26 protein-coding genes are annotated in these 26,814 nt (G+C 62.3%); 12 read left to right on the top strand and 14 right to left on the bottom strand.

Annotation, left to right across the window (positions count from 1 at the left end; all coding sequences use genetic code 11):
• The 4 genes from EB809_RS20100 to rho form a co-directional block, all read right to left on the bottom strand.
• On the bottom strand, positions 1-109 hold a 109-nt coding region (locus EB809_RS20100; RefSeq protein ID WP_223807821.1), incomplete at its 3' end, for a helix-turn-helix domain-containing protein.
• 287 nt (positions 110-396) lie between these two features.
• A complete protein-coding gene (locus tag EB809_RS20095; RefSeq protein WP_223808056.1) occupies positions 397-1,437 on the bottom strand; it encodes a 2Fe-2S iron-sulfur cluster-binding protein in 1,041 nt (346 codons plus the stop codon).
• Complete coding sequence (gene ubiD / locus EB809_RS20090) at positions 1,394-2,872, bottom strand: 4-hydroxy-3-polyprenylbenzoate decarboxylase (protein WP_123636637.1); 1,479 nt, start codon at positions 2,870-2,872, stop codon at positions 1,394-1,396. Before ubiD ends, EB809_RS20095 begins: the two co-directional genes overlap by 44 nt.
• Before the next feature lie 106 nt (positions 2,873-2,978).
• Complete coding sequence (rho, locus tag EB809_RS20085; RefSeq protein WP_123636636.1) at positions 2,979-4,241, bottom strand: transcription termination factor Rho; 1,263 nt, start codon at positions 4,239-4,241, stop codon at positions 2,979-2,981.
• A 320-nt stretch (positions 4,242-4,561) separates the two neighbouring features.
• Between rho and moaB the strand changes: the two genes are divergently transcribed.
• From moaB to moaE, 4 genes are read left to right on the top strand one after another with little or no spacing between them, the layout of a single operon-like run.
• Positions 4,562-5,137: a molybdenum cofactor biosynthesis protein B gene (gene moaB / locus EB809_RS20080; RefSeq protein ID WP_123636635.1), complete on the top strand. Its 576-nt coding sequence runs from the start codon at positions 4,562-4,564 to the stop codon at positions 5,135-5,137.
• Positions 5,124-6,338, top strand: a complete 1,215-nt coding sequence (gene glp, locus EB809_RS20075; RefSeq protein WP_123636634.1) for a gephyrin-like molybdotransferase Glp — start codon at positions 5,124-5,126, stop codon at positions 6,336-6,338. The genes moaB and glp overlap by 14 nt, the downstream gene beginning before the upstream one ends.
• 2 nt (positions 6,339-6,340) lie before the next feature.
• Entirely contained in the window at positions 6,341-6,598 is a 258-nt protein-coding gene (moaD, locus tag EB809_RS20070; RefSeq protein WP_123636633.1) for a molybdopterin converting factor subunit 1, read from the top strand.
• A gap of 9 nt (positions 6,599-6,607) precedes the next feature.
• Positions 6,608-7,060, top strand: coding sequence for a molybdopterin synthase catalytic subunit MoaE (gene moaE, locus EB809_RS20065; protein WP_123636632.1), 453 nt, complete (start codon positions 6,608-6,610; stop codon positions 7,058-7,060).
• Here the strand turns inward: moaE and mobA are convergent.
• The gene (mobA, locus tag EB809_RS20060; protein ID WP_190294983.1) at positions 7,057-7,656 is read right to left on the bottom strand and encodes a molybdenum cofactor guanylyltransferase MobA; all 600 of its coding nucleotides are present in this window, start codon (positions 7,654-7,656) and stop codon (positions 7,057-7,059) included. The genes moaE and mobA overlap by 4 nt on opposite strands.
• A 318-nt stretch (positions 7,657-7,974) precedes the next feature.
• Positions 7,975-8,301, bottom strand: a complete 327-nt coding sequence (trxA, locus tag EB809_RS20055; protein ID WP_111493780.1) for a thioredoxin TrxA — start codon at positions 8,299-8,301, stop codon at positions 7,975-7,977.
• Between the two features lie 278 nt (positions 8,302-8,579).
• Here trxA and ppx point away from each other — a divergent pair, with 278 nt between their 5' ends.
• Positions 8,580-10,091 (top strand): exopolyphosphatase, encoded by a 1,512-nt coding sequence (ppx, locus tag EB809_RS20050; RefSeq protein ID WP_263317015.1) that lies wholly within the window; start codon positions 8,580-8,582, stop codon positions 10,089-10,091.
• 22 nt (positions 10,092-10,113) lie between these two features.
• Here the strand turns inward: ppx and EB809_RS20045 are convergent, their stop codons facing one another.
• Positions 10,114-12,045 (bottom strand): ATP-binding cassette domain-containing protein, encoded by a 1,932-nt coding sequence (locus EB809_RS20045; RefSeq protein ID WP_123636630.1) that lies wholly within the window; start codon positions 12,043-12,045, stop codon positions 10,114-10,116.
• Positions 12,046-12,129: 84 nt separating this feature from the next.
• On the opposite strand from EB809_RS20045, the gene EB809_RS20040 reads away from it, so the two are divergent.
• From EB809_RS20040 to EB809_RS20030, 3 genes are all read left to right on the top strand, one after another.
• The gene (locus EB809_RS20040) at positions 12,130-12,666 is read left to right on the top strand and encodes a TIGR02444 family protein (protein ID WP_190294982.1); all 537 of its coding nucleotides are present in this window, start codon (positions 12,130-12,132) and stop codon (positions 12,664-12,666) included.
• Positions 12,663-13,055, top strand: coding sequence for a DUF4124 domain-containing protein (locus EB809_RS20035; protein ID WP_317848736.1), 393 nt, complete (start codon positions 12,663-12,665; stop codon positions 13,053-13,055). The genes EB809_RS20040 and EB809_RS20035 overlap by 4 nt, the downstream gene beginning before the upstream one ends.
• A gap of 248 nt (positions 13,056-13,303) precedes the next feature.
• Positions 13,304-14,029, top strand: coding sequence for an FKBP-type peptidyl-prolyl cis-trans isomerase (locus EB809_RS20030; RefSeq protein ID WP_123636628.1), 726 nt, complete (start codon positions 13,304-13,306; stop codon positions 14,027-14,029).
• A gap of 90 nt (positions 14,030-14,119) precedes the next feature.
• Here the strand turns inward: EB809_RS20030 and rsd are convergent, their stop codons facing one another.
• Together rsd and EB809_RS20020 are read right to left on the bottom strand one after the other, a co-directional pair.
• Positions 14,120-14,608, bottom strand: coding sequence for a sigma D regulator (gene rsd, locus EB809_RS20025; RefSeq protein ID WP_123636639.1), 489 nt, complete (start codon positions 14,606-14,608; stop codon positions 14,120-14,122).
• Positions 14,609-14,745: 137 nt separating this feature from the next.
• Entirely contained in the window at positions 14,746-15,252 is a 507-nt protein-coding gene (locus tag EB809_RS20020) for a disulfide bond formation protein B (protein ID WP_123636627.1), read from the bottom strand.
• 185 nt (positions 15,253-15,437) lie between these two features.
• Here EB809_RS20020 and fliL point away from each other — a divergent pair, with 185 nt between their 5' ends.
• Positions 15,438-15,887, top strand: a complete 450-nt coding sequence (gene fliL / locus EB809_RS20015) for a flagellar basal body-associated protein FliL (RefSeq protein WP_123636626.1) — start codon at positions 15,438-15,440, stop codon at positions 15,885-15,887.
• 39 nt (positions 15,888-15,926) lie between these two features.
• On the opposite strand, the gene rmf is transcribed toward fliL, so the two are convergent.
• The 4 genes from rmf to EB809_RS19995 all read right to left on the bottom strand — a co-directional run bounded on the left by rmf (position 15,927) and on the right by EB809_RS19995 (position 22,118).
• Positions 15,927-16,133: a ribosome modulation factor gene (gene rmf / locus EB809_RS20010; protein ID WP_123636625.1), complete on the bottom strand. Its 207-nt coding sequence runs from the start codon at positions 16,131-16,133 to the stop codon at positions 15,927-15,929.
• Between the two features lie 119 nt (positions 16,134-16,252).
• Positions 16,253-17,812 (bottom strand): glutamate--cysteine ligase, encoded by a 1,560-nt coding sequence (gene gshA, locus EB809_RS20005; protein ID WP_123636624.1) that lies wholly within the window; start codon positions 17,810-17,812, stop codon positions 16,253-16,255.
• 53 nt (positions 17,813-17,865) lie between these two features.
• Positions 17,866-20,202 carry a Tex family protein gene (locus EB809_RS20000; RefSeq protein WP_123636623.1) on the bottom strand — a complete coding sequence of 779 codons (2,337 nt, stop codon included), beginning with the start codon at positions 20,200-20,202 and terminating at the stop codon, positions 17,866-17,868.
• A 179-nt stretch (positions 20,203-20,381) separates the two neighbouring features.
• Positions 20,382-22,118, bottom strand: coding sequence for a putative bifunctional diguanylate cyclase/phosphodiesterase (locus EB809_RS19995; protein WP_123636622.1), 1,737 nt, complete (start codon positions 22,116-22,118; stop codon positions 20,382-20,384).
• A gap of 393 nt (positions 22,119-22,511) precedes the next feature.
• Here EB809_RS19995 and rep point away from each other — a divergent pair, with 393 nt between their 5' ends.
• Positions 22,512-24,530 carry a DNA helicase Rep gene (gene rep, locus EB809_RS19990; protein WP_123636621.1) on the top strand — a complete coding sequence of 673 codons (2,019 nt, stop codon included), beginning with the start codon at positions 22,512-22,514 and terminating at the stop codon, positions 24,528-24,530.
• Positions 24,531-24,592: 62 nt separating this feature from the next.
• Here the strand turns inward: rep and EB809_RS19985 are convergent, their stop codons facing one another.
• Positions 24,593-25,009 (bottom strand): c-type cytochrome, encoded by a 417-nt coding sequence (locus EB809_RS19985; protein ID WP_123636638.1) that lies wholly within the window; start codon positions 25,007-25,009, stop codon positions 24,593-24,595.
• A 195-nt stretch (positions 25,010-25,204) separates the two neighbouring features.
• Between EB809_RS19985 and EB809_RS19980 the strand changes: the two genes are divergently transcribed.
• Together EB809_RS19980 and EB809_RS19975 are read left to right on the top strand one after the other, a co-directional pair.
• On the top strand, positions 25,205-25,531 hold the full coding sequence (locus tag EB809_RS19980) for a hypothetical protein (RefSeq protein WP_123636620.1): 327 nt from the start codon (positions 25,205-25,207) through the stop codon (positions 25,529-25,531).
• Between the two features lie 36 nt (positions 25,532-25,567).
• Positions 25,568-26,668 (top strand): phospholipase A, encoded by a 1,101-nt coding sequence (locus EB809_RS19975; protein WP_123636619.1) that lies wholly within the window; start codon positions 25,568-25,570, stop codon positions 26,666-26,668.
• The last annotated feature ends 146 nt before the right edge of the window (positions 26,669-26,814 follow it).

Genomic DNA, 26,814 nt, shown 5'->3' with positions numbered 1-26,814 from the left:
CCTGATACCTCCGGATCCACTTGTACGCCGTCTTGCGACTGATGCCGTATCCGCGGGCCAGGTCGCTCACACCATGCTCGCTCCGCAGCCAGTCTGCGATGAACTGCATCTTAAGATCCATTACACACGTCTCTCTCCAGGGCATGGGCGCATCCTCCTTGCCCATACCGTAACTTGTGTCACCCATGTTCCCGGTTTGAGGTGTTACCTATGTTGCCGGTTTGCACAGTGTACGACGCAACTTTTAGAATACTGGGGCTTTTGCAACACCCTGCCGGCTGCAGGCCAGCCCCGGATTTCGCGAGGTCCGGAAACAACAAAGGAGCCTTGCGGCTCCTCCGAAGCTGAAGCGTCGGCTACATTAAAGCGCCGAGCTTTGCGTACTTTCTCCGAACATTAGCTCCGCGGCGCGTACTCCAGCACGTCGGAATAGAAGGCCGATTCAGGCAGCCCTGCTTCCAGCAGCGCGTCCATCAGCGTGTAGACCATCGGCGGCGACCCGCTGGCCATAACCTCGACTTCCGGCCACTCGTAGCCACCAGCCAGAACCGCACGGACCAGCTGGTCGTGATGGCCGCTCCAGTCGTTGTCGGCGTCGTCACCCACTACCGGGAAGAAGGCAAAGCCCGGCCACTCCTCGTGCCACTGCCAGGCCAGGGAGCGCAGGTACATGTCCTCGTGCCGGCGTACCCCCCAGTACAGGAAGACCGGTTGCTTGCAGTCGGTCTCGCGCAGGTAATCCACGATGCTCTTCATCTGGGCGAAGCCCGTACCGGCGGCGATCAGAATCAGCGGCTTGGTGGGCACCTGGGCCAGGCAGGCCTTGCCGTGCGGCAGCTCCAGGGTCACCTGACCCGGATCACGAAACGCCTCCATCACCTTCAGGGCCGTGGCCCAATCCGTGCCGGCCTGCACGTGCAGCTCGATCGAAGAGGCCGTCGGACTGCTGGCGATGGAAAAATAGGACGGCTCGGCGCCCGGCAGACGCACCGACAGGTACTGGCCGGCGTGGAAATCAAGCTCACGGCGACGCGGCAGATCCAGGGTCACCCGATACACATCGTGACTCAGCGGGGTGATATCCCGGACGTTCGCCTGCACCTGTTGGGGCGTATTGGAACCTGCAGCCATAACCTCCTCAATCTCCAGTTCAACCGGTCCGCGCGGCTGGCATCGACACAGCATGACGTTGGCGGACGGGTGTTCGTCTTGGCGGGTCCGGGTATTGAAGACCCGTCCCGATAGTAACCGGGCTTCGCAAAGTTCGCAGACCCCATTGCGACAGGACCAGCGAACGGCCACACCCGCCCGGCGGGCTGCCGTCAGCAGATCGTCCCCGGGTGAGGCGGTAAATTCCAGACCGGCCGGCACAATCCGGACCTGCGTCGGCGGTTCAGCGTTCCGGGGCATCAATCCCCAGTTCGGACCAGATGGCATCGACCCGCTCCTTCACGGCCGGATCCATAGCGATGGGACGGCCCCACTCCCGGTCGGTCTCGCCCGGCCACTTGGTGGTGGCATCCAGCCCCATCTTGGAGCCCAGCCCGGCCACCGGCGAGGCGAAATCCAGATAATCGATGGGCGTATTCTCGACCATCGTGGTGTCCCGCACCGGATCCATTCGCGTGGTGATGGCCCAGATGACATCGTTCCAGTCGCGCGCGTTCACATCGTCGTCCGTAACGATCACGAACTTGGTGTACATGAACTGCCGCAGGAACGACCATACGCCCATCATCACACGTTTGGCATGGCCGGCATACTGCTTGCGCATGGTCACCACTGCCATGCGGTAGGAACAGCCCTCCGGCGGCAGGTAGAAGTCGACGATTTCCGGAAACTGCTTCTGCAGGATCGGCACGAAGACCTCGTTCAGCGCCAGACCAAGGATCGCCGGCTCATCCGGCGGGCGTCCGGTGTAGGTGCTGTGATAAATCGGATTCTTGCGGTGGGTGACCCGCTCCACGGTGAACACCGGGAAGGTCTCCACCTCGTTGTAATACCCGGTGTGATCACCGAACGGCCCTTCCGGCGCGGTATCGTCGGGATAGATAAACCCTTCCAGTACGATCTCCGCACTGGCCGGGATCTGCAGCTCCGATAAACCGGCCTTGACCAGTTCGGTCCGGCTGCCCCGCAGCAAACCGGCAAAGGCGTATTCGGACAAACTGTCCGGCACCGGTGTGACCGCCCCCAGTATCGTGGCGGGATCCGCGCCCAGCGCGACGGCCACCGGGAAGGGTTCGCCCGGATGCGCTTTCTGCCACTCCTGGAAATCCAGAGCGCCACCGCGGTGACTCAGCCAGCGCATGATCAGGCGGTTCCGACCAATCAGCTGCTGCCGGTAGATGCCCAGATTCTGGCGCTCCTTGTGCGGCCCGCGGGTAATCACCAGCGGCCAGGTCACCAGGGGCCCGGCATCCCCGGGCCAGCAATGCTGGATCGGGATCTTATACAGATCGACGTCGTCCTTTTCGATGATGACGTCCTGGCAAGGCGCCGAGCGACGGACCTTCGGCCCCATCTGCATCACCTGCCTGAAGATCGGCAGCTTTTCCCAGGCGTCCTTGAATCCCTTGGGGGGATCCGGCTCCTTGAGGAAGGCCAGCAGTTTGCCCACTTCCCGCAGACTTTCCACATCCTCCTGCCCCATGCCGAGCGCCACCCGCCGAGGTGTGCCGAACAGATTGCCCAACACGGGCATGTCATACCCCTTGGGGTTCTCGAACAGCAGCGCCGGGCCACCGGCACGCAGGGTGCGGTCGCAGATTTCGGTCATTTCCAGGTAGGGGTCGACTTCCGTCTTGATTCGCTTGAGCTCGCCCAGCTTTTCCAGCTGGTCGATAAAATCACGCAGATCGTCGTATTTCATGCGGCAGTCCTGGCCTGTTGATCACCGGGGAAGGCAGTCGGGGAATTGGGTTCGCAGAATGGACAGCGCCCCTGTCGCTCGGTGAACGGCAGGGGCGCGGGCGCGATCAGCGCTTCTTCATGGACTGGAAGAATTCATCGTTGGTCTTGGTATCGCGCAGCTTGTCCAGCAGGAACTCCAGGGCGGCGGTGTCGTCGTCCATGGAGTGCAGCAGCTTGCGCAGGATCCAGATCCGCTGGATGTCCGCCTCGCTCATCAGCAGATCTTCCCGGCGCGTGCCGGAGCTGCGGATGTTGATGGCCGGATACGTCCGCCGTTCGGCAATCTTGCGGTCCAGATGGACCTCCATGTTGCCGGTGCCCTTGAATTCCTCGTAGATGACCTCGTCCATCTTGGAGCCGGTGTTGACCAGCGCGGTCGCCAGGATGGTCAGGCTGCCGCCTTCCTCGACGTTACGCGCGGCACCGAAGAAACGCTTGGGCTTCTCCAGGGCGTGGGCGTCGACACCACCGGTGAGGACTTTACCCGAGGACGGGATCACGGTGTTGTAGGCACGGGCCAAACGGGTGATGGAGTCCAGCAGGATCACCACGTCTTTCTTGTGCTCGACCAGCCGCTTGGCCTTTTCGATCACCATTTCCGCAACCTGAACGTGACGGGCCGGCGGCTCGTCGAAGGTCGAGGCGATGACCTCGCCGCGGACGGTCCGCTGCATCTCGGTCACTTCCTCCGGCCGCTCGTCAATCAGCAGCACCATCACGTGGCACTCCGGATTGTTGCGGGTGATCGACTGGGCGATGCCCTGCATCAGCAGCGTCTTACCCGCTTTCGGCGGCGACACGATCAGGCCACGCTGGCCTTTACCGATGGGCGCCACCAGGTCGAGAACCCGGGAGGACAGATCCTCGGTACTGCCGTTACCGGCTTCGAGCGTCAGGCGCTCATCCGGGAACAGCGGCGTCAGGTTTTCGAACAGGATCTTGTTACGGGCATTGTCCGGCTTGTCGAAGTTGATCTCGTTGACCTTGAGCAGAGCGAAATAACGCTCGCCGTCCTTCGGGGGACGAATCTTGCCGGCAATGGTATCGCCTGTACGCAGGTTGAAACGGCGGATCTGGCTCGGTGACACGTAAATGTCGTCCGGTCCCGCCAGGTAAGACGCGTCGGCGGAACGCAGGAAGCCAAAGCCGTCCTGGAGGATCTCCAGCACGCCGTCCCCGTAGATGTCCTCGCCACTTTTGGCGTGCTTCTTCAGAATCGAGAAGATGACATCCTGCTTGCGAGAACGGGCCAGATTATCGAGTCCCATTTCCTGGGCAATATCCAGCAGCTCGGGAACGGGTTTCTGCTTGAGTTCGGTAAGGTTCATATTTTGTTTGTGACGAATTGGAATGGAATATCAATCAGGTTTGCGAAGACAGGGGGTAGCCCCTGGACGTAACGTGATGCTTTTAAATATTGGGACAGAAACCGTGAGGCGGGCGCCAATACGGCTTTTTCAAATGGAAGCGTGTAAACGTGCCGGCCATTATAGCAACAAGTTTGGCCATTACCACCCCTTCCAAAATTGCGGTGACAACAGGATACTGGTTGGCACGTCCTTACGATATAGCGCGTTTTTCAACCCGTAGCAAGCCAACCGTTGATTTTCGGTCTATTCAGGCCCCCGGAATTGGAAAAATTTGATCCATGGCAAAGTCCGACACCTTCGTACCACTGAACGTCGCCATCCTGACGGTTTCCGACAGCCGCGGCCCCGCAGAAGACACGTCCGGCCAGTACCTGACCGACCAGGCCAACGCCGCAGGCCACCGGGTCCTCGAACGCCGCCTGCTTCCGGACGACATCTACCTGATCCGCGCCCTGATTGCCCGCTGGATCGCCGACAACCGCATCCAGGTCGTCATGATCACCGGCGGCACCGGTTTCCATGAGCGCGACAGCACGCCGGAAGCGGTCAAGCCGCTGTTCGACAAGGAAATCGATGGCTTCGGCGAAGAATTCCGCCGCCTGTCGGCCGACGACATCGGCTCCTCCACCATCCAGTCCAGAGCCCTTGGCGGGCTGTCCAACAACACCGTGGTGTTCTGCCTGCCCGGTTCGACGGGTGCCTGCACCCTGGGCTGGGACAAGATCCTGAAGGAACAGCTGGACAGCCGCCACCGCCCCTGCAATTTCTCGGCGCTGGTCAACCGCAAGCCGGAGAAGCCGGTGCATCGCCTGGACGAGCGCCTCGACACGGGAAGCGACCATGGGTCCCACTGACGGCCTCACCTCGCTCGACGACGCCCTGGCCCAACTGCTGCCTCAGGCGAATACCGTCGCTGGCACGGAAACATTACCATTACGTCACGCGCTGGGGCGGATCCTGGCAACCGGTCAAAATGTGCCTGCCGACGTGCCGCCCGCCGACAATAGCGCAGTGGATGGCTACGCTGTCCGCATCGCAGACCTCACGGACCAGCCGTTGCCGGTCAGCCAGCGCATTCCCGCCGGCGTTGCCCCGGAACCCCTGACGCCCGGCAGTGCCGCCCGCATTTTTACGGGGGCCTCGGTTCCCGAAGGCGCTGACGCGGTCCTGATGCAGGAAAACGTCCTCGTCGACGACGCCGGACTGCACACCTCGCAACAGCCGGAGTCCGGCCAGAATATCCGCCCCCGGGGCCAGGATCTCAAGGCCGGCGCCGTTGCCCTCAGTGCCGGTACTCGCCTGCGGCCGCAGGAGTTGGGTTTGCTGGCCTCCCTGGGCATTGCGGAAGTGCCGGTGCGCCGTCCGGTTCGGGTCGCCATCCTGACCACCGGTGACGAACTGGTCCCGCCCGGCGAACCGCTGCCACCGGGCAAAATCTACAACACCAATCGCTTCACCCTGGACGCCCTGCTCCAGCAGATGCACTGCGAGGTGATCGACCTGGGCGATGTGGCGGACACCCGCGAGGCGACACTGAGTGCCCTGGAACGGGCCGGGCGCGAAACGGACCTGATCCTGTCGAGCGGCGGCGTCTCCGTCGGCGAAGAAGACCATGTCCGCGCCGCAATGGAATCCCTGGGCGATGTGGCCCTGTGGCGCCTGGCACTCAAACCCGGTAAACCGCTGGCCTTCGGCCACGTGGGCGACACGCCGATGCTGGGACTGCCGGGCAATCCGGCGGCGGTGCTGGTAACGTTCCTGATCGTCGCCGCGCCGTTCATACGGCGTCTGCAGGGCGCTACCGACTTAAAGCCCGCCTTTCCGCAACTGCCGGCCGATTTCGCCGTGGAGCGCGCCTCGCCCCGGCGCGAATTTGTCCGGGCCCGGCGCGTGCTGCAGGATGACCAGGCGTGGATCGAAGCCTACCCCAACCAGAGCTCGGGCATGTTAAGCTCGGCCTGTTGGGCCGAAGGTCTGGCGGTCGTGCCGGAAGAGCGTACGATCAAACGGGGCGACCCGCTGACCTTCCTGCCATTCACCGATCTGCTGGGCTGACCATGAGCGATACCGTGACCGTTAAATTCTTCGCCCGCCTGCGCGAGAACCTGCAGACGGATGAACTGGAACTGCCGATCAGCACTCAGGGCACGGTGGCCGATGTGATCGAGAGCCTCGCCAGCCGCGGCGCCCCCTGGGATGTCCTGCAAGGCGAGCAGCCGGTCATGATCGCCGTCAACCAGACCATGGCCCGCCCGACGCAGCCCCTGTCACCGGGCGATGAAGTGGCCCTGTTCCCGCCCGTGACCGGCGGTTAGGACCGATTCATGATTCGCATCCAGACCGAAGACTTCGATATTGGTGAGCAGACCCGGGCGCTTGGCGGCACCGGCGATACCGGCGCGATAGCCACCTTCACCGGGCTGGTCCGGACTCGAGGCGATCGCCAGGACGTTCGCGCCCTGTTCCTGGAGCATTATCCGGGCATGACCGAGTCGGTGATCGAGGATCTGGTCACCCAGGCCCGCGAGCGCTGGTCCATCCAGGCGGTGCGGGTGATTCACCGGGTTGGCGAACTCGCCCTGGGCGAGCAGATCGTCTTCGTCGGTGTGGCCAGCGCCCATCGGGGGGATGCATTCGCAGCCTGCGAATTTCTGATGGATGCCCTGAAAACCTCCGCCCCGTTCTGGAAGAAGGAAATCACGGTGGACGGGGAGTCCCACTGGGTGGAGCAGAAAGCCAGCGACCGGGACAAGGCCAAAAACTGGCAACAGGATTAGGGCGCCTCCCAATCTTCCGGCGCATTCAGGTTACGGAATACCGTCGATGCCACAGGCAGATCCAGATACCTCGGATCCTGCGCCCCGGCAAACGCCATCACTTTACGCCCACCCTGCTCCAGATCCCGTTGTAACGCATCGACCAGATGCACCGGATAGTACCCGTGAAGTGGGTGTAAGCGATCGCCCACTCGCGCCAGCACCATGCGTTGCGGGTCCTGCCGGACCGCCCCGGCCAGTTCGCCCATGATATCCGCGGAGACTGCCGGCGTATCGCAGGGCATCACCAGCACACCGACAAAGCCCAGGTCCCGCGCACAACGTAATCCCGACAACAAGCCGGCCAGCGGCCCCGCATCATCGAACTCGGGAGCATCGCTCACGACCTTGTCAGCCCATGACCGGTAGTCGGAGAGACGACGATTGGCGCTGATCAGCAACGTGTCACAATGAGAGCGCAAGGCCTCCGCTGCGGTCGCAACCAGGGGACGCCCCCGCCAGTCGGCCAGACCTTTTTCCACGCCACCCAGACGCCGGGCACGGCCGCCGGCAAGGATCAGTCCGCACAGGGTTATTTGAGTATCCGTGTCGGGCATTGCCCCAGGACTCCACGCCAATGAATAATGCCGCCCACCATGACTCATGCTCTCCGCGACTTCCGCAAAGCTCGGATCGAAGCCGATGGATGCCATCGCTGTAGCAGAGGACAGGAGGCCCTCGTCGCATAGGCGGCCAGGGACGACCCTCCGGGGCGACGGAAGCGATGACATCCACTGGCTTCAGGCTCCGGGTTTCAGCCGGCCTGTTGGGCTTCCTTCGTCAGCCCAACCTACCTTTGCCGCCCACAAAAAAGCCACCTCCTGGCAGTCAGGAGATGGCTTTTTCGTCGGCTGGTATGCCCGATCGTCGACAGATCAGAGATTGCTGTCGAGGAACGCCGCCAGCTGGGACTTGGACAGGGCACCGACCTTGGTCGCGTCCACGTTGCCGTTCTTGAACAGCATCAGCGTCGGGATGCCGCGGATGTTGAACTTCGGCGGCGTCTGCTCGTTCTCGTCGATGTTGAGCTTGCAGATCTTCAGCTTACCGTCGTATTCCTCGGCGATCTCTTCCAGTACCGGTGCAATCATCTTGCACGGACCACACCACTCGGCCCAATAGTCCACCAGGACCGGGGTGTCGGCTTTCAGGACGTCTTCTTCAAAGGAAGCGTCGGTGACGTTTACGATATTTCCGCTCATTACTGTTTCCTGCTGTTGGCAGCGCCTGGCAGGCGCACTGCTCCAAACATTTAAGGCCCGTCATCTGACCGGCCCTGTCGAAATCTACCGACTCAACTTTACGCGAAAGTTCCCTCAGACGGAAAGTCCCTGCACTCCGGCAGGCACTGGCTTCCTGACCCTGGACTTGGATCCGCTACTGACAGGTTGGCGGGGTTTGTCTTATAGTTACCCGCAGTGTCGGTTCACCATGAAGAGCCTCACACAATATACGGCCTGGCAAGAGGATTTCAAGACACGTGACGGCCCCCAACCCCGCCACCGAGCCAGAGCTGCTGGCAGCCATCGACATGGGCTCCAACAGCTTCCATATGGTGATTGCCCGCCTGATCCACGGTGAGATTCGCACCGTCGAGAAAATGGGTGAAAAGGTCCAGCTCGGCGCTGGCCTCGACGCCGACAACAACCTGACCGAAGACGCCCAGCAACGCGCACTGGACTGCCTGAGCCGCTTCGCGCAGCGCCTGCAGGGCATGTCGCCGTCCGCGGTCCAGATCGTCGGCACCAACGCCCTTCGGGTTGCCCGTAATACCAATCGATTCATGGAGCGGGCCGAAGCGGTGCTGGGCTTCCCGGTGGAAATCATCGCCGGCCGCGAGGAGGCCCGCCTGATCTACCTGGGCGTCTCCCACACCCTCGCGGACGATACCGGTCGCCGCCTGGTCATCGACATCGGCGGAGGCAGCACCGAGTTCATCATCGGCGAGCGCTTCGAAGCCCAGGCCCTGGAAAGCCTGCACATGGGCTGCGTGTCGTTCCGCAATCGCTACTTCCCGGACGGCAAGATCCCGCGCAAGCAAATGGACAAGGCCGTGACCCACGCCTCCCAGGAGCTGCTCAACATTCGCCACCGGTTCCGTCATCTGGGCTGGCAGAGCGCGGTGGGCTCCTCCGGTTCGATCAAGGCGATTTCATCGGTGCTGGCCAACCTCAAGCTGACCAACGGCACCATCACCCTGGAAGCCCTGCGCGAGCTGCGCCAGCGCCTGGTGGATATGGGCAACGTCGAGCGACTGTCGGACCTCGGCGTCCGCACGGACCGGCAAAGCATCTTTCCCGCAGGCCTGGCAATACTGCTGGCCGCCTTTGAGTCACTGGAGATCGAATCCATGACCTACACCGATGGCGCCCTGCGCGAGGGCCTGCTCTACGACATTGTCGGCCGCATCCAGCATGAGGATGTGCGCGAGCGCACCACCCAGGCGCTGCAGGGCCGATACGACATCGATACGTCGCATGCTGCGGCGGTGGAGGAAACGGCGATCGCCGCCTACCGGCAAGTCGCCGAAGCCTGGCAGATCAACACCGAATTCGACGAGGACCTGCTGCGCTGGGCCTGCCGCCTGCACGAAATCGGCCTGACCATCTCCCACAGCCAGTACCACAAGCATGGCGCCTATCTGCTGCGCTATTCGGATCTCTCCGGTTTCTCCCAGCAGGGTCAACAGAATCTGGCCACCCTGGTGCGAGGCCATCGGCGCAAGTTTTCCAATGCCGTGTTCGAGGGGTGTGACGAGGACGATGTACCGCGGCTGCAGCGTTTGTGCATCCTGTTGCGGCTGGCCAACCTGATCCAGCACCCACGCAACATGGAACAACCCGCGGGTTTCAAGGTCGAGATCACCAGCCCCAGCGAACTGACCGTGAGCTTCGCCGAGGGCTGGCTGGAAGAGCGGCCGCTGACCCGGGCCGACCTGGAAAACGAAAAGGACTACCTGGCTCGCCAGAAGTTCACACTGAACGTGGTCTAACAGGGCGGCAGAACCGCCCCGGTCAGGACAGCTCGCCTTCCAGGCTCTCCAGCGTCTCGGACACGTCCAGCCACTCCATCTCGACCGATTCCAGATCGCCTTTGGCCTGGGCCTGCTGGCCCAGGGCCACCTTGAGCTCTTCCTTACGCGCCGCCTCGTAGAGCCCGGCGTCTCCCAGCGTGTCTTCCAGCGCCGCCAATTGCTTCTGCAGTTCCGCCATCCGGGCTTCCAGCTGCTGCTGGCGCTTGCGATAGGGACTCATCTTCTGACGCAACGCCGCCTCCGCCCGCTTACGCGCCTTGCGGTCGTCGGCGTTCTCGCCGACTTCCGGACGGGCCGGTTCGCTCTCTGACGCCTCACGCCTTGGCGCCCGGTTGTCGTCGGTCCGTCGATCTGCCAGCCAGCGTTCGTAGTCGTCCAGATCGCCCTCATACTCCCGAACGACACCCTCATTGACCATGAGGAATTCATCCACTGTGTTGCGCAGCAGGTGGCGGTCGTGGGAAACGATCACAACCGCGCCGTCGAACTGCTGCAGCGCCATGGTCAGGGCCTGGCGCATTTCCAGGTCCAGGTGGTTGGTCGGCTCATCGAGCAACAGGAGATTGGGCTTGGCCCAGGCAATCAGGGACAGCGCCACCCGAGCCTTTTCGCCCCCCGAGAAATTGCGGATACGATCCAGCGCGTCGTCGCCGTGGAATCCGAAACCACCCAGGAAGTTGCGGATCGCCTGTTCGGACGCCTTGGGCGCGGCCCGCTGCAGGTGCAGGAACGGACTGGCGTCCAGGTCCAGCGACTCCAGCTGATGCTGGGCAAAGTAGCCGACCGAAAGATGTTCACCGGTGGTGCGTTCGCCGGCAAGCAAGGCATCACCGCCCAGCAACGCATTGATCAGGGTCGACTTGCCGGCACCGTTCGGTCCCAGCAGCCCCAGGCGCGTGCCCGGCAACAGCGTCAGGTTGACGTTGTTCAGAATCACCGTGTCGCCATGGCCGGCCTGACCGTTACGGATAGACAGCAGCGGGCTGCTGATCTTGTCCGCCGTGGGGAAACGGAACTCGAACGGCGAATCCACATGCGCCGGCGCGATCCGCTCCATGCGCTCCAGCGCTTTTATCCGGCTCTGCGCCTGGCGAGCCTTGGTGGCCTTGGCCTTGAAACGGGTGATGAACTGCTCGATCTCGGCAATACGGGCCTGCTGACGCTCGTAGCCGGCTTGCTGCTGGGCCAGGCGTTCACTGCGCTGGGTCTCGAAATCGGTGTAATTGCCGGTATAGGTCACCAGCGCGCGCTGATCGAAATGCAGCACGTGGGTCGCCACCCGATCCATAAAATCCCGGTCGTGGGAAATAAACAGCAAGGTGCCCGGATAGCGGCGCAACCAGTTTTCCAGCCAGAAGCAGGCGTCCAGATCCAGGTGGTTGGTGGGCTCATCCAGTAGCAGGAGGTCGGACGGCCGCATCAGGGCCTGGGCAAGATTCAGGCGAATCCGCCACCCCCCGGAGAACGCCGTAACCGGCCGGTCCGCATCCGCATCGGCAAAACCCAGGCCGCGCAGCAGCGTTTCCGCCCGACGTGACGCCGACCAGGCTTCATGCAGATCCAGCTCACCGTGGATGCGAGCCTGGGCCAGCTCATCGCCATCGGTTTCGGCGACCGCCAAGGCCCGCTCCAGGCGACGCAGCTCGATGTCGCCATCCAGCACGAAATCCCGCGCGCTGCGATCGGTGGCGTCCACCTCCTGAGCCATATGGGCCAGCCGACAGCCGCCGGGCAGGTCGACGTCACCGGCTTCGGGCGCCAGCTCGCCAAGGATCAGACTGAACAGGCTCGACTTGCCCGCGCCATTGGCCCCGACGATCGCCACCCGCTGTCCGGGCTGGATCGTGGCCGAGGTCCGTTCTAGCAGCCATTGGCCGCCCCGTTGTAAACTGAGATTCGATAGTGTCAGCATGCGCGCATTCTATCAGAGCTGTTGGCCGGGCGGCTGCAGTGAAACATGCGTATCGCATCGGGCCACTCCCGCATCGGAGCTTTCATGGAACCGCCATCGGATTTAACGCTGGACAATCCCCTATGGCGCACGGCGCTGCAACTCTGGTCCAATAAAGAGGTGGCCCAGGCCAGTCTCGCCCTGCAAGCGCAAGGGTGTTCGGTCTCCCGCCTGTTAACAGCGACGTGGTTGGCAATCGAGGGCCAAACGTGGGATGGTGAGGAGCCGGACAGCATCCGGCAATGGCGAGAGCACTGTACCGAACGCCTCAGGACACTCCGCCAGTCGCTGAACAAAACCTTTCCAACCAAAGCATTACGGGAATCCATCCAGGGCGCTGAATTGCAGGCGGAACAAATCGAGCTGGCATGGATCTACACCCTCAGGCTTCAGGACCGTCACAATATGTCATCAAATTCGGTCTATAATGAAGGCCTGTTAATCCGTAACCTTCGCGCTGCGGCCCCGGAAGGGGACCACTCAACCATACTCGAAGCTGGCATGAACCGACTGATTGAGGCATTGCGGGACGCGATTCCCGCGGCGCACGCGACAACGACACAAGGGAGCCAATCCCGATGATGATGCGCCGCTGGGCCTTCCGACTGGCGTTTCCCGCGCTCGGCCTGCTGATCGTCCTGATGTTCGTCGGCATCAAGGAGCCGACGCCCAAGACCACCAGCACGACCACCGAACCGGTGCCGGCGTTCGAAGGCGTGGTGCCCAATCCGGTACCGGATACCGGGCCCGACATCGTCTTCAAATGGCAGGACACCGACGGCAGCTGGCACTACGCCGACAAGCCACCCTCCGACGGCAACTGGAACGCCCTGGCAGTGGATCCGGCCGGCAGCCGCCTGAACGCACAGCCGGAAGTGATGGCGGAACCCGACTGGCAATCCCCCTATTCGGCCCCTTATTCCCTCAGCGCCGAAGGCATTCGTCGTTCGCAAAATGCCGCGACGCCCTGACGTCGTCTTTGCACACGTCAATTTTGGGACGTCGTCCCAACTTCCTTACCCATCAGTCATTGGCACAGTGTCGCCAAACGCGTTACCTTTGCCCTTCCATTAAAGGGAACCGCCGGGCCAGCTGACGAGGCCGGCCCCTCGGGGTTCTTCGACAAACACACCGGGAGTCACCCGTAACTTGGCTTCCTGAACGGACGTCTTACGCCCGTCAGGCCGGTTCGGTCTCTCCTCGAAGCTAAGGAAACTCCATGAAAAAATCCCTGATTTCGCTTGCCCTGGCCGGCACGGTAGCCGCGACGGCCTTCACCGCCATGAATGCCTCGGCCGAGTCCGCCCTGGACACGCAGGACCAGAAGGTCAGCTACGGCATGGGGCTGGTGCTGGGCGAGCGCATGAAGCACGACCTGCCGGATCTGCAGATGGATCAATTCCTGGAGGGGATCAAGGACGGCCACAAAGGCGGTGACTCAGCCCGGATGAGCCGCGATGAAATCCAGGCGGCGCTGCAGGAATACCAGAAGAAGATGCAGCAGCAACAGATGGCCAAGGTTCAGGAAATGGCCAAGAAAAACAAGGCCGAGGGCGAGGCGTTCCTGGAGAAGAACGGCAAGCGTGACGAGGTGACCACCACCGATTCCGGCCTGCAGTACGAAGTGCTTGAGGAAGGCGACGGCCCGAAACCCAAGGCGTCCGACACCGTGAAGGTCCACTACACCGGCGAGCTGATCAACGGCGACGTGTTCGACAGCTCACGGGAGCGCGGCAAGCCGGTCACGTTCCAGCTGAACCAGGTGATTCCGGGCTGGACCGAAGGCCTGCAGCTGATGGAAGAAGGCGGCCACTACAAGTTCTACATTCCGTCTGACCTGGCCTACGGCCCGGGCGGCAACCGCTCCATCGGTCCCAACGAGACCCTGATCTTCGATGTGGAACTGCTGAAGGTGAACCCGAAGGACGGTGAAGACGGCGAATAATCCGTCTGCCTGAAACGCAAAGAGCCGGCTTAAAGCCGGCTCTTTTGCTTTAGGGCCCGAAACAAAAAGGGCGCCCCTAAAGGTGTCATGTCACGCTGAGGAAGGCGAAATCATCTTGTCGGCGTGGACGTTGTGCAGATGCTCGATCAGGAAATCCTCCAGCTCGAAGCGGGTTTCCAGCTGCTCGCCCAGATGGGACAGAGGCTCCATCAGCGCCTCCAGTTCCTCCGCAGTCATGGCGTTGCCGCTCAGGCGATCGTTAAAGGACAGCGCCACCTCAGTGATCTCTTCCAGCTTGGGATAGACCTTGGCCACCAACTCCATGCCGCCGTCGTCGAATTCCTTGGCTTCCTGAATCAGCTGTTCGTACACCTCGAAATGACCGGCCGACACGTAGTCCACCAGCACATCACAAAGCGCCACAAAGCGTGCCCGTACGGCCCCGGTATCCGAAAATTCAGTGGTTCCGCTCACGTCGCAGAACTTGACGATCAGATCCTGTCGTTCGCGCAGCCAGCGATCAATCAAATCGCTGACACCACCCCATCGCTCCCTGGCACTCTGAACGTTCTCCAGCATGGACTCCCCCTGGTTCTGTTCCGTCAAGGCCGACTCGCTTAAGGTCCGGCCAGCCTCCGTTATCGTTATGCTAAGGACGTTACCCTAACCCCAGCGAACCGGGCAAGCGTTTCATTGAGTCGCTGCACGACATCGGCTCAGTAAGCGGCCGCCTTGGGGCGAAACGCGCCGAACAGGATGGCCAGACCCAGCAGGGCCAGCGCCACGAAGAAGATCGCCGTCCAGCCCGGGATACTCAGCCCCAGGAAGCGCCAGACCACTTCGGCGCAGTCGCCGGTACCGCGCATGGCGATACTCAGGACCTCACGCAGCGGCATGACCTCAAGCAGATAGTCTACAGATGGTCCGCAGGCCGGAACCTGCTCTTCGGGGAGACTTTGCAGCCAGAGCTGACGGGCCGCCAGCGCCGTGCCCAGGATGGAGAAAAACGCCAGCGCCAGTCCATAGAGACGCCCGCCCCAGCCCTTGGGACCATGCAAGGCCGCCAACAGCGCTACCGCGCCAACGGCCATCAGTGCCATACGCTGCAGCCAGCAGAGCGGACAGGGCTCAAGCAGCATGACGTATTCCATGTAGAACGCGGTGGCGAGCAAGGCAGCGCACACCAGGAAAATCAGAAGAAAAACGAGACGTCGACCGGGCATGGCGTCCTCTTCACGGGCTGGGTTGGTGCGCACCCGGCTGGGCTGATCTCCATCGGCCTGCTATTCTGGGCGCACACGATTTGGGGTGTCACGGTAACGGAACCGGTTCATCGACCGGCATTTTCTGCCGGGGTTCCCGACCGTCAGATGCGATACAACAGGATTACAAGGAGAACTGCAAGCCCATGACATTCCGTCGCCTCGTTTTCGCCATTGGCCTGGCCCTGATGTGCCTCGCCAGCGTTTCCGTCCAGGCAGCCGATGAGGAGGCATCCGACGAGGCTACGACGGAAGAGCAGGCCGCTCCGGCGCCGTCGATCTATGTCGCCATGGATCCGCCGTTCATTACCAATGTTGGGCAATCCACCGGCCGGCTCAGCTATGTGAAGGCCGAGGTCACGCTTCGTGTGGCGTCGAAGGAAGCGGAAACGGCGGTCAAGGACCACGAACCGCGGCTACGCCACGAGATGGTCATGCTGCTGGCTCAGGAAAAACTGGAAGAGCTGTCGAAGCCGGAAGGTCAGGAGGCCCTGCGCCAGAAGGCGCTGGAGGTGTTCAACAAGGTTCTGGAAGAGGAACAGACCGGTGCCGAGATCATGGATGTGCTGTTCACGTCCTTCGTGGTGCAGCGCTAGCGCTTGCGATTTGATCCGACTGGAACGGCGCCCCGGCGGTCAGGCGATCCGGTCGCTGGCACCGGGTTGCTCTTGCTGGAGGGCGTCGTTGCCGTCCTCCCAACCAGCCTCCCAGGCCGCAATCACCACTTCGCCCCGATAGGGACAGCGCTCTCGGGGCATGCCCATCACCGAAGCCATATAGCCCTGTCGATACGCCTTGTTGAGCGATTCCACATCCCAGCCAAGCTTGATGTCCCTGGCCATGACGGCCCTCCCCTGCGCCTGTTCGCAACCTGTAACAAAAATTAACAGGCGCTTGAGTGTGAAACAAGCGCCTGTTCAGGTTTTGTGCGGCAGGTCCGCCGGGGCGACGCCGAGTGTGATCAATCCTTCAGATAGGCGTTGAGGTATTCCTCAAATGTCACCCGGTCGCTGGCTTCCAGCTCCTTCTGCGCGGCGATGGAATCGGTGGCCATTTTCTCGTAGGCGGACCGGGTTGCGTCATCCAGCCCTTCTTCACGCAGCTGCGCCTGATGGGCGCGGGACTGATCCAGCATCCAGGCCAGATGCCCCTGGCTGTGGCTTTCCATCGCCGCCAGAACCCGGTCGGATCGGGTCTTGCCCGGCTCGGTCAACACTGCCCGCTGAGCAGCCAGCGCGTTCTGATAGGTCTTTTCGCCGCCGTTGAAGGCATCCAGACGTTCCGCCAGGCCCTGAAGACGATCCAGCAGGGTCAGCGCAGCGTCGCGGACCGGTGTCAGACTCCCCTCAAAACAGATCTGCAGATCGGCCTGGCGCCCCTTGCCCACGACATCCTTGTAGCTGCCATCGAGGCGGGCGCATTCATCGTCACCGATCACCTCGCTGTCGCTGAGCAGGCAGTCCAGCAGGAACAGGTCGAGGAAGTCGATCTGCGTCGCGCCGATGCCCAGCGGCTCGAACGGGTCCAGATCGAGGCAGCGCACTTCGACGTATTCCACCCCGCGGCTGCGCAGCGCCTGGATCGGCTTTTCGCCGCGCTGGGTGGTGCGTTTGGGCCGCACGGCGCTGTAGTACTCGTTCTCGATCTGCAGCACGTTGGTGTTGATCTGGACAAACTCGCCGTCGGCGTTGCGCATCCCGATCTTCTCGTAGGGCGGCCAGGGCGTGTGGATCGCCCGGTACAGTGTGTCCGTATAGGTGCGCAGTTCGTTGAAACAGATGTCCAGCGAGGCCTGGGCGTTGTTGTGGTAGCCCAGGTCGCCCATGCGCAGGGAGGTCGCACTCTCGCCCACCCAGGTGTCGTCGCTGAAACGCTTGAGATGGTGGGACACACCGTCCACGAAGCTGGCATCCAGCGCCGGTGACGCCCCGAACAGCAGCATCAGCAACCAGCTGCGCCGGCGGAAATTGCGGATCAGCCAGAAGTACTGGTCCGATTTGAAATCCTGCAGGCTACGCTCGTCGCCCAGCAGCGACTGCCAGCGGGGCCAGAAACTCTCCGGCAGGGAGAAGTTGTAGTGGACGCCGGCGATGCTCTGCATCATCCGGCCGTAGCGCACATCCAGCCCGCGGCGATAGACGTGTCGCAACTGACCGCTGTTGGAGGAACCGTACACCGCGATGGGGATGCTGGCGTCGCCGTCCAGCCGACAGGGCATGCTGCCGGACCAGAGCACCTCATCGCCCAGGTTGGCCTGCACGAAACGGTGGGTTTCGGACAGCGAGGCCAGCAGGGACTCGGTACTGTCACACACCGGCGTGATCAGCTCCAGCAGGGATTCAGAGTAGTCCGTGGTGATCCGGTCATGGGTAAGCGTGGAGCCCAACGCTTCCGGATGCGGTGTCTGGGCGATAAACCCGTTCTGGTCTACCCGCAGCCCTTCTTTCTCCAGGCCTTTGCGGAAGCCGTGCCAGTCCTGCGCCGAGAACTGCTGGAATAGCCCCTTGCGGGATTCGCCCATGGTCTGACTCCTTGGGTCCGCGGGGCCCGCGCCGGCGAACCCCGAATATAAGTTTAGCGGCCTTTCTTGCCGGCCGAGGCGAACGCCTGAGCCAAAGCCCCAGCCATGGCGCCCTGAGGCGCCTTGCCGCTGTCTTTCTGACCGCGATTGCGGGACGGGGCCCGGTCGCTTTGACCGCCGCCTTTACGCCCGCCGCGTGACGCGTTGTTCTCACCCGGTTGGTCATCCATACGCATGGACAGGCCAATCCGCTTACGAGGCACGTCCACTTCCATGACCTTGACCTTGACGATATCGCCGGCTTTCACCACCTCACGCGGGTCCTTGACGAACTGGTGAGACAGGGCCGAGATGTGCACCAGGCCATCCTGGTGGACGCCGATATCGACGAAGGCGCCGAAGTTGGTCACGTTGGTGACACTGCCTTCCAGCACCATGCCGGGTTCGAGATCCTTCAGGGTTTCCACCCCTTCCTCAAAACTGGCAAACCGGAATTCAGGTCTGGGGTCGCGTCCCGGTTTTTCAAGTTCGGCGATGATGTCCTGGATCGTGGGCAGACCGAATTTGTCGTTCACATAGCGTTTGGGATCGACGCTGCGCAGAAAGTGGCTGTCGCCGATAATCTGGTCAACGGACTTGCCGCTGTCCTTGGCGATCGCCTCCACCACGCCGTAGGCTTCCGGGTGCACGGAGGAGCGATCCAGCGGGTTGTCGCCACCGGCAATCTTCAGGAAGCCGGCCGCCTGCTCGTAGGTCTTGGCGCCCAGGCGGGACACATCCAGAAGCTGCTTGCGGTTGCGGAACACCCCGTTCTGGTTGCGGAAATCGATGATGTTCTGGGCGGTGATCTGGTTCAGGCCGGCGACCCGGGCCAGCAACGGTACCGACGCGGTATTCAGGTCGACACCCACGCCGTTTACACAGTCTTCCACCACGGCGTCCAGGCTGCGCGCCAGCTGCACCTGGGACACGTCGTGCTGGTACTGCCCCACACCGATGGATTTGGGCTCGATCTTGACCAGCTCCGCCAGCGGATCCTGCAGACGACGGGCGATGGACACGGCGCCCCGGATGGTGACGTCCAGGTCCGGCAGTTCGCGGGCGGCAAATTCAGACGCGGAGTAAATGGACGCGCCGGACTCGTTCACCACGATGCGCGCCAGGTTGAGATCCGGATAGCGCTTGATCAGCTCGGCCGCCAGCTTCTCGGTCTCCCGGGAGGCGGTGCCGTTACCGATCGCGATCAGCTCGATTTTGTGCTCGCGACACCACTTGGCCAGCTGTTCGATGGACTGGTCCCATTTGTTCTGTGGCGCGTGGGGGAAGATGGCGCCATAGCCGGACACCTGACCGGTACCGTCGATGATGGCGACTTTCACACCGGTCCGCAGGCCGGGGTCGAGGCCCAACGTCGGGCGCGGGCCCGCCGGGGCCAGCAGCAGGAGATCTTTCAGGTTGGCCGCGAACACCTGGATGGCTTCGGCTTCGGCGGCTTCGCGCACCTGCGCCACCAGCTCGGTTTCCAGGTGGGTGGACAGCTTGACCCGCCAGGTCCAGCGCACCACTTCCGCCAGCCAGCGGTCAGCGGCGCGGCCCTGGTCGCGGATTTTCCAGTGCCCGGCGATTTTCTGCTCGCAGGGCGAGACGCGGCTGCGATCGTCCTCGTCGTCACCCACCACGATGCTGTAATTGAGGATACCTTCGTTGCGACCGCGCAGGATCGCCAGCGCCCGATGGGACGGCACCTTCTTCAGCGGCTCACTGTGCTCGAAATAGTCGCGGAACTTGGCGCCCTCGTTTTCCTTGCCGGGCACCACGGTGACCTTGAGCGTACCGTCCTGCCACAGGAAATCACGCAGGTGGCCGAGCAGTTCCGCATCTTCAGCGAAGCGCTCCATCAGGATGTACTTGGCACCGTCCAGTGCGGCCTTGGCATCCTCGACGCCCGCTTCGGCGTTGAGATACTCGGCGGCCAGCGTGTCCGGATCCTGCGTCGGATCGTCATAGAGCGCATCCGCCAGCGGCTCCAGCCCCGCCTCCTTGGCGATCTGGGCCTTGGTGCGGCGCTTGGGTTTATACGGCAGATAGAGGTCTTCGAGGCGGTTCTTGGTGTCCGCCGTCTCGATCGCTTCACGCAGTTCGTCGGTCAGTTTGCCCTGCTCTTCGATACTGGCCAGGATGGTGCCGCGACGGTCTTCCAGTTCACGCAGGTAACGCAGGCGCTCCTCGAGCGTGCGCAGCTGGGTGTCATCCAGCGAGCCGGTCACCTCTTTCCGGTAACGGGCGATAAACGGCACCGTGGCGCCTTCGTCGAGCAGGCCAACCGTGGCGCTGACCTGTTGTTGCCGGACACCCAGTTCGTCGGCGATCCGCTGGAAAATACTGTTCATGCCACCTCACTTGCGTTGCACATAGACGGATGTGGGTCGAAAGACCTCCGGAGGAAAGGCGCGCATTATAGCGCCATGGCGGGGTCTTCGGCGATCCCCGGCGAACCCGGGGCCATTTGGGCAAGCGGGCGCGTCGGTATCAACAATCCACAGGATGATGCAGTGAAAGGTACAGAGGCCTACTGGCCCAGACAAGCGAGGCTGTTACGCTCTTCGAGGAAGACCAGCAGGTCGGCCCAGGGCATGGGGCGGGCATAATAGTAGCCCTGCACTTCGTCGCAGTGCTGCTGGCGCAGGAAGTCCAGCTGGCCTTCGGTCTCGACGCCTTCAGCCACCACACTCATCTGCAGACTGTGGGCCAGACTGATGATGGCGCGGATGATGTGCTCGGCGTCGCCGCTCTGCCCCAGGCGCTGGACAAACGACTTGTCGATCTTGACCAGGGAAATGGGCAAGTGCTGGAGGTTGGACAGCGATGAGAACCCGGTGCCGAAATCGTCCAGCGCGAAGCTGATGCCCAACTGATTCAGCTCGCGCAGGCAGCGTTGGGCGTAGTCCGGATCATGCATCATCGCACTTTCCGTCAGCTCCAGTTCCAGCAGGCTGGTATCGATACTGGCGTTGTAGATGATGCGGAAAATGGTTTCGGTCATCTTGCGGTCGTGGAACTGACGGAACGACAGGTTCACGGCAAACACCAGTCCCGGGTAACCCAGACCGTTGGCTTCCCGCAGTCGTTCGCAGGCCTGTTCCAGCACCCAGTAGCCGATGGGCACGATCAATCCGCTGCGTTCTGCGGCGGGAATGAATTCGTCCGGTCCGACCAACCCCCGATCGGGGTGATTCCAGCGCAGCAGGCATTCCACGCCCCGCACTTCCTCCGTGACGAGATCAATGCGCGGCTGGTAATACAATTCCAGCTGCTTGCCCCGCAGCGCGTTGCGCAGGTCGGCCTCCAGGGTCAGCTGACGCCCGACCGTCAGGTGCAGCTGCTGGTTGTAGAAGCGGTAACTGGTGCCGGCGTCGCGCTTGGCCTCAAACATCGCACGGTTGGCCTGGCGCAAGAGCATTTCCGGCGTATTGCCGGCTTCCGGGTAAGTGGCAATACCGACGCTCGCGGTCAGCACCACACTCTTACCCTCCACCACCACCGGCTCATTCAGGGAAGCCACCAGCTTGCGGATCACCTGGGTGACGTCGAGGGAGTTCTCGACCCGTTCAATAATGATCGCGAATTCATCGCCGCCAATCCGCATCAGCGAATCCACCCGGCGCAGTTTCTGGCGCAGACGCTCCGCCAGCTTGAGGATCAACTGATCCCCGGCCTGGTAACCGAGGCTGTCGTTGACGGAACGGAATTCGTCCAGGTTGATGTGCAGCAGCGCCAGCCGCTGGTTATGCCGCTCGGCCCGCAGGATAGCCTGCTGCAGCCGGTCGAAGAACAGGTCCCGGTTGATGAAGCCGCTGGCGACTTCCCGGCCCAGCTCGGTGCGGGTGCTGGCGGTGGCACGATGCCGGAACAGCGCGCACAGCAGGGCGCGGCCCAGGTTCCAGCAGTCGAGATGGCCCTTGCACAGGTAGTCGATCGCGCCATTGACCCGGGCCGGAGGCAGACCGATGGCCTCGGGTTCGGCGCCGAGGGCAATCACGGGTTTTTCATCGCCGGCGACGGCGAGGTACTGAAGGAACGCGGTCTGGGAGGTGACGAACATGATGCTGTCCCACAGCACCACGTCGAACTGGGTGTGACTGATCAGGTCTTCACAATCGGCCAGATCGGGACACCAGGTCAACTCGACCTTCAGCTCCGGATTCTGTTTCAACAGATGGACGTACCACAGATAGTCCTGCAGCTCCGGCGTCAAAATCAGTAATCGGACAGCCGTGGCATTCCACGCATCATCCACATCATTCATTGGTGGCGGCCAACTCCCTTTTATCCGGTGCCATGCAATCGATTGGCAGGTACGGCATCCTACCGGCATCACACCTCAGATGCCGGTATACGTTCCGCGCACCAGGTCCGACAATCCAGCATCTCATTGACTAAGCCCTTTCCATAGGGGGCATGGGAAAGCATAGACGAACCGCCCGCTGACTGCAGCGTCATTTTCGTTCTATGCCAACACCCGTTGGTGACGGCACTGCGCGCCGGTATGCGTTTCGTTACCGAATGGAGTAAACCCCGGCCGCCACCTGATGTAGAATAACCCGCTCGATCCGGCCATTCGGCCCGGCTTTCAAAGCGCCTTGCCCTGATCGCACTGACAAGTGCCCAAGGGTAAACGATTTTTTCAGGCAGGACACCCGTGTCGCAGCTCAATCCCCGTCAACGAGAAGCGGTTCGCTATGTCGATGGCCCCATGCTGGTCCTGGCCGGGGCCGGCAGTGGCAAGACCAGCGTGATCACCCGCAAGATGGCCTACCTGATCGAACAGGTGGGCATTCCGGGCCGTCATATCGCCGCCCTCACCTTTACTAACAAGGCCGCGCGGGAGATGAAAGAGCGGGTCACCCGCCTGGTGGATCGCAAGCTGACCCGGGGCCTGACCGTGTCCACCTTCCACAACCTCGGCCTGAATATGATCAAGGAGGAGCACGCCCACCTGGGCTATCACCCGGGCTTCTCCATTTTTGACGCCGAGGATGCCAAGGCCCTGTTGCAGGACCTGATGCTGCGCGAAGCCAGCGCCGACGCCGGCGATGAGCTCAACGACATCCAGATGACCATCTCCAACTGGAAGAATGCCATGTGGGCGCCGGGCCACGCCCTGAGCCGCGCGGCGGACGAACGGGAACAGCGCATCGCCCTGATCTACCAGCGCTACCAGGAATACCTGAAAGCCTACAACGCGGTGGACTTCGACGACCTGATCCTGCTGCCGGTGCAGCTGTTCAAGACCAACCCGGAGGTGCTGGACAAGTGGCGGCGCAAGATCCGCTACATGCTGGTGGACGAGTACCAGGACACCAACCTGTGTCAGTACGAACTGGTCAAGCTGCTGGTGGCCGAACGGGCCGCGTTTACGGTGGTTGGCGACGACGACCAGTCCATCTACGCCTGGCGCGGTGCCCGGCCGGAGAACCTGGCCACCCTGAAGGACGATTTCCCCAGCCTCAAAATCGTCAAACTGGAACAGAACTACCGCTCCACCTCGCGCATCCTGCGCTGCGCCAACACGGTCATTGCCAACAACCCGCACGTGTTCGAGAAGGCCCTGTGGAGTGACCATGCCATCGGCGACGAAATCCGCATCATCCGCTGCCGCAGCGAGGATGCCGAGGCCGAGCGGATCGCCACCGAGATCCTCGACCAGAAGCTGAAAAAAGGCATCGAATTCCGGGATTTCGCCGTGCTGTATCGGGGCAACCACCAATCGCGGCTGCTGGAGATGAAGCTGCAGGCGTACCAGATTCCCTACCGGATCTCCGGCGGCCAGTCGTTCTTCTCACGCAACGAGATCAAGGACGCCATGGCGTACCTGCGGCTGATGATCAATCCGGACGACGACGCGGCGTTCCTGCGGGTGGTGAACGTGCCCCGCCGGGAGATCGGCCCGACCACGCTGGAGCAGTTGGGGAATTATTCCCGAGGGCGCCAGATCAGTATGTTCAAGGCGCTGCACAACCTGGGGGCCGAAGAGCACGTGTCCGAACGCGGCCTGGACAAGCTGCGCCGCTTCGCCCACTGGACCGACCGTACCAGCCAGCGCCTGTTCCAGGAAGAGCCGATCCCGGTCATCAAGCAGCTGTTCACGGACATCGAGTACGAGGAATGGCTGCACCAGCACGCCGGCACGCCCAAGCAGGCGGAACGGCGCATGGAGAACATCTGGTATCTGGTGGATTCCATCCAGCGCATGCTGGACAACGACAAGGGCACGGCGGACGAGATCGGCATCGAGGACGCCATCAGTCGCCTGATCCTGCGGGACATGATGGAACAGCGCGAGGAAGAGGACGACAGCGACAAGGTCCAGTTGCTGACGCTGCACGCGTCCAAGGGTCTGGAATTCCCTCACGTCTTCATCATGGGCCTGGAGGAGGAAATCCTGCCTCACCGCTCCAGCATCGAGGAAGACAACATCGAGGAGGAGCGCCGTCTGATGTACGTGGGCATCACCCGCGCCCGGCAAACCCTGGCGCTGACCTACGCGGCCCAGCGCAAGCAGTACGGCGAGAAGATCGAGACCATTCCCAGCCGCTTCCTGGATGAATTACCGGAAGACGACGTGCTCTGGGAAGGTCTGGGGGATACCGACGCCGCGGCCAACCAGCGTAAGGGAAAGGCCACCCTCAGCGCCTTGCTCGGCGATCTGGGCGCCTGAAGTCAAGGTGCAAAGCGCCGGGCGAAAACCCGGCGCCGTTTAAGAGGCTAAGCCGTCGAGGTCTACTTGGCCGCCTCGACCATGTGTTCGACCGCCGCCTTGATTTCCTCGTCGGGGCAATTGGCACAGCCCCCTTTTGGCGGCATGGCATTGAAGCCGTTGATGGCGTGATTCACCAGGGTATCCAGCCCCTTGTCGATGCGTGGCGACCAGGCACCGGCATCACCGAATTTAGGCGCCCCCATCACGCCGGCACCGTGGCAGGCGGCACACACGTTGGTGTAGACCTCCTCGCCCGAACGCGGGCCCGACGAAGCCGAGGCCGGCGCAGCGGACGTCACCACATCGCCACAGTCCTGGCCATCCACGCAGACCTCACCAACCGGCTGGATACGTGCCTTGATCTCGTCTTCCACGGCCGCATTCGCCGGACCGCCGCTGAGGCCCATCACCAGCAGGATCGCCGCCAGCACTCTCATCCTTTTCACAGTGAGTCCCCCACCTGATTCTTATTTATCGTATGGTTCCGGATTATAGCTGCCGGGTCCGACCAAACAAGCCAACCACTCCCTGCAAGCGTAGCCGCTTCCCGCAAATCCTTAAAATTCAGTTAATCACCTGACCTGACGCGGGCGTAATGGGTATCATGTGCAGCAACTGTACAGGAGTTCTCCATGCCCAAGCATTACCCCAAGGCGCATCCGTGGCGCCGCCCGCTGATCGCCATCGAATTCTCGGCACTGGCTGTCCTGCTGGGATCCATGCTCCTGATGGGCCGCCTGGCCGGTCCCGACGGCCAGGTGGATCCGCTCTGGCTGCTGGTCCCGGCGCTGTCGAGCCTGGCGGTCTTCCTCAGCTTTATCGGACTGATGTACCTGCGCTGGGTCGCCAACGTCGAAGAAACCGCCGCCGTTAAACACAAGATCGTTTTCGGCCTGCTGACCGTAACGCTGTTGAGCGTGTGGGCGTATGCCATCGCGCGCACCTGGCTCAGCCTCTGATCTCTCACAGGACAACGGACAAGGACGGAACCCGCTATGCGACGACTTCCAGCGCTTTGCCTGGCCCTGACCGCCCCTCTGGCGGCCGCCCAGGATGCTGTACCCGATTACACCGGGTTTGCCTCGGACGATTGCGCCCTGATCGAAAACGGCGTGCAGCGGCTGGCGTGCTACGACGCCATCACGGACCCGGAAAAGGCGCGGGAACGGGCCAGCGAAGAGCGTATCGACCGGGCCAACGAGGTGACGGAGAATCTCCAGTTCGACACCGGCAGCGCGGCTGCGTCCGATGAAAAAGGCGTCGATGCCCAAAAAGGCGACACGGCGGATTCGCTGGTCGATCGCTACTTCGCCACCGAACAGGCGCTGTTCTCATTCTCGGGCAGTTTTGTGACCCACCGACCAACGTACATCCTGCCGTACACCTACATGCACCATCCCAACCAGCACCCGCACAGCCCGACCTACGGCACGACCGACTACGACAAGCCGCTGAACTACGACGAAGCCAAGTACCAGATCAGCTTCAAGGTGCCACTGCTGACGGGGATGTTCGATAAACGCCTGACCCTGTGGTTTGGCTACACCCAGCTGTCGTTCTGGCAGGTCTATAACAACGACGCCTCCAAGCCCTTCCGCGAGACCAACTACGAGCCGGAAATCTTCGCCCGTTACGCCACCCAGTGGGACGTCGGCCCCGGTCGACTGGAAGCGGTCACGCTGGGCCTGAACCACCAGTCCAACGGCCAGTCCGAACCCCAGTCCCGCAGCTGGAACCGGGTCATGGGCAGCGTGGCCTACACCTGGGACCGTTGGCTGTTCTTCGTGCAGCCGTGGTACCGGATTCCGGAGAAAGCCTCGGAAGACGACAACCCGGACATCGACAAGTACCTGGGCTACGGCGATTACTGGGCGGTCTACAAGATCGACAACGACCGCACCCTGTCCCTCAAGCTGCGTAACAATTTCCGCACCAGCGACAACAAGACGTCCATCCAGCTGGGCTACAGCTTCCCCGTGGGCGAAACCATCAAGGGCTTCATCCAGTACTACAACGGCTATGGCGAGAGCCTGATCGACTACAACGAGCGCATCCAGCGGATCGGTGTCGGCATCATGCTGAACGACTGGCTGTAACGCGCGGCGCACACCCTCACCACATCGGGATAGGGGGGAGCCTTCTGGCTCCGCCCCTCCCACACCACCCGGCAAGCGGGTCCGCACCGGGCGGTTCGAGAAGTTGAGGTTTACGAGAGACGCGGCACGCCTAACCGGTCGAAGTG

Origin of the sequence: Marinobacter sp. R17, assembly GCF_003789045.1 — a bacterium.
Lineage (GTDB): Bacteria > Pseudomonadota > Gammaproteobacteria > Pseudomonadales > Oleiphilaceae > Marinobacter_A > Marinobacter_A mangrovi.
The sequence above is the reverse complement of the archived record's forward strand: the minus strand, read 5'-3'. Positions and strand labels throughout refer to the sequence as shown.

Bases quoted from the DNA above. Each gene is read 5' to 3' on its own strand.
- ubiD (WP_123636637.1), bottom strand. From the start codon at position 2,872: ATGAAATACGACGATCTGCGTGATTTTATCGACCAGCTGGAAAAGCTG.
- EB809_RS20095 (WP_223808056.1), bottom strand. From the start codon at position 1,437: ATGCCATCTGGTCCGAACTGGGGATTGATGCCCCGGAACGCTGAACCG.
- EB809_RS20030 (WP_123636628.1), top strand. From the start codon at position 13,304: ATGAAAAAATCCCTGATTTCGCTTGCCCTGGCCGGCACGGTAGCCGCG.
- EB809_RS20045 (WP_123636630.1), bottom strand. From the start codon at position 12,045: ATGCTGACACTATCGAATCTCAGTTTACAACGGGGCGGCCAATGGCTG.
- moaB (WP_123636635.1), top strand. From the start codon at position 4,562: ATGGCAAAGTCCGACACCTTCGTACCACTGAACGTCGCCATCCTGACG.
- rsd (WP_123636639.1), bottom strand. From the start codon at position 14,608: ATGCTGGAGAACGTTCAGAGTGCCAGGGAGCGATGGGGTGGTGTCAGC.
- trxA (WP_111493780.1), bottom strand. From the start codon at position 8,301: ATGAGCGGAAATATCGTAAACGTCACCGACGCTTCCTTTGAAGAAGAC.
- EB809_RS20000 (WP_123636623.1), bottom strand. From the start codon at position 20,202: ATGAACAGTATTTTCCAGCGGATCGCCGACGAACTGGGTGTCCGGCAA.
- EB809_RS19980 (WP_123636620.1), top strand. From the start codon at position 25,205: ATGCCCAAGCATTACCCCAAGGCGCATCCGTGGCGCCGCCCGCTGATC.
- EB809_RS20035 (WP_317848736.1), top strand. From the start codon at position 12,663: ATGATGATGCGCCGCTGGGCCTTCCGACTGGCGTTTCCCGCGCTCGGC.
- moaD (WP_123636633.1), top strand. From the start codon at position 6,341: ATGAGCGATACCGTGACCGTTAAATTCTTCGCCCGCCTGCGCGAGAAC.
- gshA (WP_123636624.1), bottom strand. From the start codon at position 17,812: ATGGGCGAATCCCGCAAGGGGCTATTCCAGCAGTTCTCGGCGCAGGAC.
- fliL (WP_123636626.1), top strand. From the start codon at position 15,438: ATGACATTCCGTCGCCTCGTTTTCGCCATTGGCCTGGCCCTGATGTGC.
- glp (WP_123636634.1), top strand. From the start codon at position 5,124: ATGGGTCCCACTGACGGCCTCACCTCGCTCGACGACGCCCTGGCCCAA.
- EB809_RS19985 (WP_123636638.1), bottom strand. From the start codon at position 25,009: ATGAGAGTGCTGGCGGCGATCCTGCTGGTGATGGGCCTCAGCGGCGGT.
- rho (WP_123636636.1), bottom strand. From the start codon at position 4,241: ATGAACCTTACCGAACTCAAGCAGAAACCCGTTCCCGAGCTGCTGGAT.
- mobA (WP_190294983.1), bottom strand. From the start codon at position 7,656: ATGCCCGACACGGATACTCAAATAACCCTGTGCGGACTGATCCTTGCC.
- EB809_RS20040 (WP_190294982.1), top strand. From the start codon at position 12,130: ATGGAACCGCCATCGGATTTAACGCTGGACAATCCCCTATGGCGCACG.
- EB809_RS20020 (WP_123636627.1), bottom strand. From the start codon at position 15,252: ATGCCCGGTCGACGTCTCGTTTTTCTTCTGATTTTCCTGGTGTGCGCT.
- EB809_RS19975 (WP_123636619.1), top strand. From the start codon at position 25,568: ATGCGACGACTTCCAGCGCTTTGCCTGGCCCTGACCGCCCCTCTGGCG.
- EB809_RS19995 (WP_123636622.1), bottom strand. From the start codon at position 22,118: ATGAATGATGTGGATGATGCGTGGAATGCCACGGCTGTCCGATTACTG.
- rmf (WP_123636625.1), bottom strand. From the start codon at position 16,133: ATGGCCAGGGACATCAAGCTTGGCTGGGATGTGGAATCGCTCAACAAG.
- moaE (WP_123636632.1), top strand. From the start codon at position 6,608: ATGATTCGCATCCAGACCGAAGACTTCGATATTGGTGAGCAGACCCGG.